The sequence below is a fragment of the Xanthovirga aplysinae genome (assembly GCF_009711365.1).
In the GTDB taxonomy this organism is placed as follows: domain Bacteria; phylum Bacteroidota; class Bacteroidia; order Cytophagales; family Cyclobacteriaceae; genus Xanthovirga; species Xanthovirga aplysinae.
In genome coordinates this window covers 1-6,942 of sequence record NZ_SMMB01001041.1, presented here as the reverse complement: position 1 = coordinate 6,942, position 6,942 = coordinate 1, and the positions used below count along the sequence as shown (strand labels likewise).

General features: G+C 37.0%; 6 protein-coding genes and 1 riboswitch. All 6 genes read right to left on the bottom strand.

The annotated features are described in order from the left end of the window. The coding region (locus tag E1171_RS11195; protein ID WP_155206094.1) for a glycosyltransferase family 39 protein at window positions 1-858 on the bottom strand (858 nt) is incomplete at its 3' end. Between the two features lie 234 nt (window positions 859-1,092). Next, the gene (locus tag E1171_RS11190) at window positions 1,093-2,214 is read right to left on the bottom strand and encodes an acyloxyacyl hydrolase (RefSeq protein ID WP_155206093.1); all 1,122 of its coding nucleotides are present in this window, start codon (window positions 2,212-2,214) and stop codon (window positions 1,093-1,095) included. A 265-nt stretch (window positions 2,215-2,479) separates the two neighbouring features. Then, the gene (locus E1171_RS11185) at window positions 2,480-3,085 is read right to left on the bottom strand and encodes a precorrin-2 dehydrogenase/sirohydrochlorin ferrochelatase family protein (protein ID WP_155206092.1); all 606 of its coding nucleotides are present in this window, start codon (window positions 3,083-3,085) and stop codon (window positions 2,480-2,482) included. A gap of 10 nt (window positions 3,086-3,095) precedes the next feature. Continuing rightward, complete coding sequence (gene cobA / locus E1171_RS11180) at window positions 3,096-3,854, bottom strand: uroporphyrinogen-III C-methyltransferase (RefSeq protein WP_155206091.1); 759 nt, start codon at window positions 3,852-3,854, stop codon at window positions 3,096-3,098. Between the two features lie 2 nt (window positions 3,855-3,856). Further along, window positions 3,857-6,025, bottom strand: a complete 2,169-nt coding sequence (locus tag E1171_RS11175; RefSeq protein ID WP_155206090.1) for a HEPN domain-containing protein — start codon at window positions 6,023-6,025, stop codon at window positions 3,857-3,859. An 82-nt stretch (window positions 6,026-6,107) separates the two neighbouring features. Continuing rightward, complete coding sequence (locus E1171_RS11170; protein WP_155206089.1) at window positions 6,108-6,455, bottom strand: 4Fe-4S binding protein; 348 nt, start codon at window positions 6,453-6,455, stop codon at window positions 6,108-6,110. 264 nt (window positions 6,456-6,719) lie between these two features. Continuing rightward, window positions 6,720-6,843: riboswitch (SAM riboswitch) on the bottom strand. Window positions 6,844-6,942: the final 99 nt, after the last annotated feature.

Sequence of the window (6,942 nt, the reverse complement as noted above, 5' to 3'; positions counted from 1 at the left end):
TTTTGGATCCATTAGGTTTCTCCTTTTTCTGTACAGGATTATTAAACCCAAGACAATGAGATAAAAATTAATGGGGTTATTGTAAAATATCTGCCCAAAAAATTCTGGAAAAAAGAACTTTATACTTGGTATAAGGTCCCTATTTCCCACTCTATCCATATGATAATTTATCCCCGAATAATCACTTATTAAATTCCAGTAGATAACGGGAATAAAAAACAAAAAACTTATCAGAACTGAACCCCATAAGGCTGGCCTTAGAAGTCCCTTTCTATCAAAAAAAAGAAAATATATAAAAGCTCCCAACCATAGATATATACCATGGTATTTTGAAAGCATTGCCAAACCAACGGAGACACCAAAAAAATAAAGGGGGAGTTTTTTCTCTCCCATATTCCAGATATAAAGAATAAAACAGTAAACCGCCAAAAGCCAAAAGGTACTTTGAGGAGTATCAGGAAGAATAAAGGTACCAACGATTAAGGAACTATAGAAGGAGGCAGAAAGAAGCACAGCTGCGATAAATCCAGTAGTTCTATTTTTCAATAAGGATCCTATTCGATAAATAATTAATAAATTAAGTGTCCCTAAAATAATGGAACCCAAACGAACAAAAACGTCATTAGAAATAGTGGCCAAATTAAAACTAAACAACCTTATTAAAGCTCCCACCATTGGTGGATGATCAAAGAAACTCCAATCAGGATAAAGGGCGTACAAAACATAATAAACCTCGTCATTTCCTAAATTGGAGGAAAAGACAATTCCCAGACGCAGCAAAAGATTTAAGACTAACAACCAATATAAATTTCCTTTTTGCTGGAGAAATTGCTGAAATGCAGATCTGTTTCTATCCAAAACTAACAATGTTAAAGTTAACTTTTCAATTTACTTCCACATCTTCCCCCCTTTTGAAACCCTATGACCGGCGATGGTCTGTTTTACATCAATTTAACTATTAATAAGAATTCAATCAATGTTATCAATCCATATAAACATCATAAATTCAGTAGAATACAATCTTCAAAAACTTTCTACTCATAAAAACATGGGAAATTAAGAAGAGCCCTTAAACTCTCTCTAATTAAAAAGTCATAATCTATAAGCGATACCCCATTCTACATTGTCGGCTTTTGAGCGATGAGCCTTAAGAGCAACAGAGATAGAATATTTATCTTTCCAATTGTACTTTAATCGTATTCTTTGGTAAATCAACTCTCCACCCATTTTATAAGGGTTATAAATGTAGGTTCCTATTTGTGTTACAAATGAAACTTGATCAAAAAACACTTCATGTCCAATTATAAGTCCGATCCGCTTGTGGTCCGGAAGTCTTTTTTGGGATTTTAGGGAAGGGTCCAATCTGATTCTTTTTTTAATGGCCATGTTAGAAAAGAAATCAAAGCCAAAGTGAAAGGCCCTGGAACTATTTATTTGAAGATCACCGTAAGTCTGCAAAGTATAAGAAGGGTATTTATTTCCTTTGTCCTCATCTAACTCTTTCATACCAAAGGCAAGTACAACATTTAACCTCAATTTACGGGTATTAGGTATACCAGATAAAGGGTTTTTATAATAGGGTTTAATACTATTAAAAGTATACCATAAGCCAAGGTCAACAGAAACTACATTAAGTCCATTATTGGGGCTTTTATAGGAGCCATTTGAAGAATGGGTTAAACTAAGTGAGGTATTTAGGGTAATTCTTGGGGAATAAAGGAATTTTAACCCTAATCGGGTCTGCAGAGTAAAGTTAAACCGGGAGGAAATAAAAGTATTTTTATTATTGTTTTCCCTTTCATAAGGTTTTGTGGCAATACCAGTTCCCACTCCCCCATGGTAGTAAACCTGAAATCGGCCAGCCCTTAAAAAATAAAAATTGATATAAGGAAAAAGGGAAATAACTTGTCCTATTTCCGGATTGTGAGTTTCTACATAATTAATTGCAAATCCTAAATCAGGATAATTAAAATAGGCCTCCCAAGGTTTATTTCCATAAGTATTCAGGTGAGCATAAACCTCAAACCCTGTGGGATGACTCCGGATCAAATGACCTACGGATTCGCTAATATTCAAAATCATCCCACCAAATAGGTGAGCACCAACTGTATAGTTATATTTTCTGCCTATTTCTTGATTTTGAGGGAATAATAACTTCGGAAAAAGTTGAAATAAAATTAATACTAAAAAAAACTTTAGCTTTAATTGTGCCATACACCCCACCTATAATTCAACCTCGCACTTTTCATTTTTTTAACAGGCAATATCTTTAATTGTTTTCAATCCGTTTTTTCACCTTCTTTCCTTGAGCGACCTGGAGCAAAAAAAAACACCTTTTGAAAAGGCGTTTATTTCGGATATCTAACAATGAATACGAAAGAACAAATAAAAGCGGTTATCATGTTTAATATGGATTGAATTTGGACAAATATTTGGCCTTAACCACAATCCTAAAAATGAGATTAAGTAAAATACAAAGCTACTGACGTCTCACTAAATCCCTTGTAATCTGATTCAAACGCTGAACTTTAAAATTAAAATCTCCTCTTAAGGAATCACGAAGGTTTTTCAAATTTCCCAACAAATCATCAATGTCATCACTTAGGGAAGTTTCCAACATCTCCCGGAAACGTTTTGCAAATGTAGGTGACTGACCATTTGTGGAGATTCCAACTTTCAAATTTCCTTTCTTTACCGTCGAGCCCAGATAAAAATCACATAGTTCAGGCTTATCCGCAACATTGATTAGCAATCTCCTTTCTCTTGCCAGGTTTCTAATTTCATGATTAAGAGGCATATTGGCTGTGGCCAGAATTACCAAGTCTATTTCTTCCAGGTCCTCTTGTTGAAAAGCCCTATTAAACAACTGAATATTGGGGTTCATTTTAGCCAATTCCTTAACCTCCTTTTTGGTCTCTAAAGCTACAATTTTCACTTTGGCATGGGGATCGTTTTTTAACAAGGCTTCCAATTTTTCTAAACCAACATTTCCTCCACCAACAAGAAGTGTTCTAATCTGATCTATTTTTAAAAAGATGGGGAACAAAGAGTTTCCCTCACTAAGTGATTTTTTACTAATATCCATTTCAAAAAATTTATGCAGGAAAATATGCAGCTGTCTCTTCTCTCCATTCGTTAAATTGTTCATGGCTTGCTACCACCTCTCCAATTATTATCATGGCTGGAGACGTAACCCCTACTTTTCGTTTTTTCTCCACTATAGTATCTATTGTACCAAATATTACTTTACCCTCTACAGTAGAACCTTTGGAAATAATCGCAATTGGTAGATCTCCCTTCTCATTTTCCTTAAAAAGTGTAACAATCTCCTCTAATTTTTTCAATCCCATTAAAAGGACTACTGTGGCAGAGGATTGAGCAGCTAAACGAACATCATCCGTTAAGTTTCCTTCTTTATTGGTAGCGGTAACCACCCAAAAACTCTGGTTAATTCCTCGTTTTGTAAGAGGAATCCCATAATAACCTGGCAAATTGACACTCGAAATTCCCAATACTACCTCTGTAGGGATATTGAAGAACTGTACATATTCCAACTCCTCCTTTCCCCTTCCAAAAATAAAGGGATCTCCTCCTTTTAAACGGACCACATGACCATGGCTTAAAGCATGGCTTACCATTAACTGATTGATTTCTTCCTGCGTGTAGCTTGCTTTTCCGGCCCGCTTTCCCACATACACCTTCTTAACTGAAGGAGAACAATGGTTTAATAACAAGGGATTTACGAGTGCATCGTACAAAACGACATCCGCATTTTTCAATGCCTTAACTCCTTTTAGGGAGATGAGGTCCGGGTCTCCCGGACCTGCACCTACCAGGGTGACTTGAGGTTGCATGGCTAAGCTTTATAATAATTTGACAATACTAATTTGTCGGCTACCTCGATTTCTCTACCTTCAGCCTGTTCTCTTCGATAGTGGATTACCATAGAGTAGAAATCTTCCGCCTGCTCCAAGTAAGCTTTGGCAAAAACCTCCTCCGGTTCATTTTTATTGATTTGCAATACCAAAGTCTCAAAATCAAGTGGTAGAGTAACTTCACCACCCTCATAAAAATGAGTATTGAAATCTGAAATTATCCCCTTATGAGTATTACAATTCACATCTTTACTTAAAAGCAAACCTTTGGCCGCTACTACAAAAGTGCTATATGCATGATAGATAGCTCCTGAGTAGTAATTTTCGGCCAATGCTTCTCGAGCATAATACAGTTTTTCTTCAGCGTCTTGAAGAATGGTACTTACCATATCAAAACTAACTCCTGCACATTCTCCTGTACCAATCTCCGGAATAAAATCTTCCGTATTACCCCAATCGATATAATCGGATGCAGAAAGTTTTTCTAAATCTGCCAAGGGCTTTAACAGATTATAGAAATATCTCTTCCCAACCCTAAGGAAATATGTATTAAAATATTCCCCCTCCTCTGAATTATCCTCATAATCATTGAGAATGAAACGAAGGGCTAATGGAATCTTTTTAGAAGGGAGCTTGATCACCTTTTCTGCGATAAAACCTTTTCCATAGGGATCCACTCCTCCCCCTAACACCAATTGAAGCGCAGGAATAACTTTTTCCTGGTACTTGATTGAACTTCCATGAAGTCCAATATTTGCAGCCATGTGCTGGCCACAGGAATTCATACATCCACTTATTTTAATGGAGATATTGGAATCCGCAATCAAGTGCTCAAAATCCTCACGAATTACTTTTTCCAACTCTACACTAATATCCGTACTGTTTGTTACAGCCAAATTACAAGTATCTGTTCCAGGGCAAGCCGTAATGTCCGCAATAGAGTCTGCGCCAGGCTCCGCAAATTCCAAATGGTTCAGGCGATAAAATAAATATGGGAGCAGCTCTTTACGCACATACTTCAATATAATGCCCTGAGTGACGGTCATACGGATATCATTAGCCACATAACTTCGAACAATATCTGCTAATTCACGGGCTTTTTCCGCACTTAGATTTCCCAATAAGAGCTTTAAACGTATGGCATAATAGCCCTTTTGCTTTTGTTCAAACACATTAGTTTGCAACCAATGCTGGTATTTCTTTTCATCTGCAATTTTTACCTCTGGTAATTCAGTAATTTCAGGCAAATTAGGAATTTGCTCCTCCACCAATTTTACCGTATAGGTTTGATGCGACAGGGCCTTTCGCTCCTCATTAACTAATTCGAGGAATTTCTCCAATCCGATTCCCTTCTTTTCCTCAATCAAATATTTTAAACGAGCTTTATACCGACGTTCTCTCTCTCCATAGCGATCAAATACTCGAAGCCCTGCTTCAATAAATGGAATTATCTCTTCCTCAGGCAAAAACTCATATGCTGTTGGTGCAATAAAGGATTGAGCTCCCAATCCACCGCCCACTACAACTTTGAAACCTCTTTCTTCTTTACCATCTTTTTGTCGAATTTTCGGAATGAATCCGAAATCATGGAAATAGGTAAAAGCGGAATCCTTTTCACTCGAAGAAAAAGCCATTTTTATTTTTCTTCCCATTTCCTGACAGACGGGATTTCTCAAAAAATATTGAAATACAGCCTCTGCATATGGCGCCACATCAAATGGTTCATCAGGATCAATTCCAGCCAGGGCAGATGCAGTAATATTTCTTACCGTATTACCACAAGATTCCCGAGTGGTAATACCTACCTCCTCCAATTTCCCCCATAACTCAGGAGAATCATCCAGCTTTATATAATGCAACTGAATATTTTGACGGGTAGTCGCGTGTAAATTCCCGTTGGTATATTCCTGGGAAAGATCCGCTATTCTAACCAACTGATCAGCGGTCAATTTTCCATAAGGAATCTTGATGCGAACCATTTGAACTCCCAACTGGCGCTGTCCATAAACTCCCCTTGCCAGACGATACGCCTTGAAACGTTCTTCTGGAATCTGCCCTTTCTTGAAGGCTGAAATTTTTTCCCTTAGCTCAACAATGTCCTTTTGGGCTACTTTGGAAATAGATTTTGATTTAATTGATACCGCTGTCATCCGATGGTTATTTAAATATCTTTTTTGAACATCCGCTTGCCCTTTAAGGGCCTATAAAAATTTTGGTAAATCATTAAAAACATCAAGAAGCATGAAGCCATTCCTTTTTGGCTAACAATTCCTCTTCAGTTTCCTGATAGTCAGGATCATCCACACAACAATCTACAGGACAAACAGCAGCACACTGAGGCTCCTCATGAAAGCCTATACATTCTGTACATTTTCCCGACACGATGTAATAAAACTCCTCGGACACTGGCTCCTGAGCTTCATTTCCTTCTATAATCGAACCATCCTCTAGCTCCACTTCAGTTAAGTCAGTTCCTCCCGCCCAGGACCATTCTATTCCTCCTTCATAAATTGCCGTATTAGGGCATTCAGGTTCACATGCCCCACAATTAATGCATTCATCTGTAATGAATATTGCCATATCTTTATTGAGTTATTTTTAAAAGTTGAATTAAAATATTCCTCCAATGAGAGATTTAATATCTACCAATTTCACCTGGATTCAATGAACCCAAAATAAAATCTGTAAATAAGAAATGAGTAAAAGAAAAAGGTTGATTTACCTCAACAACATCGATTAGACCAACAGCACATAAAAAAGTGTTTGGCATTATAGAAGGAATGCAGCTCTAGACTTGCAGTTGAAAATGAAAAATGTAAGGGTGCGAATTTCATCGTGATAATATCTTTATATTCTCCCTTGCTTGCCCCCTGGCAAGCCTTCTGGAATCAGGAATTAGCACCTTAGTAAAATACGCCAGGTTGCTAGAGTGTCAACGAGCCTGTCTCTCAACTCTTCTTTATAAATCAACCACTTAATTTTAAAGTAGCTTGGACAAAGTAAGAGCATAAAAATTTAACCTCCAAGCTTTTTTAATAAAAATTTACAAAATCTATAGATTTAGTAG

Coding starts and splice junctions, on each gene's coding strand:
- E1171_RS11185 (WP_155206092.1), bottom strand. CDS start 3,085: ATGGATATTAGTAAAAAATCACTTAGTGAGGGAAACTCTTTGTTCCCC.
- E1171_RS11170 (WP_155206089.1), bottom strand. CDS start 6,455: ATGGCAATATTCATTACAGATGAATGCATTAATTGTGGGGCATGTGAA.
- cobA (WP_155206091.1), bottom strand. CDS start 3,854: ATGCAACCTCAAGTCACCCTGGTAGGTGCAGGTCCGGGAGACCCGGAC.
- E1171_RS11190 (WP_155206093.1), bottom strand. CDS start 2,214: ATGGCACAATTAAAGCTAAAGTTTTTTTTAGTATTAATTTTATTTCAA.
- E1171_RS11175 (WP_155206090.1), bottom strand. CDS start 6,025: ATGACAGCGGTATCAATTAAATCAAAATCTATTTCCAAAGTAGCCCAA.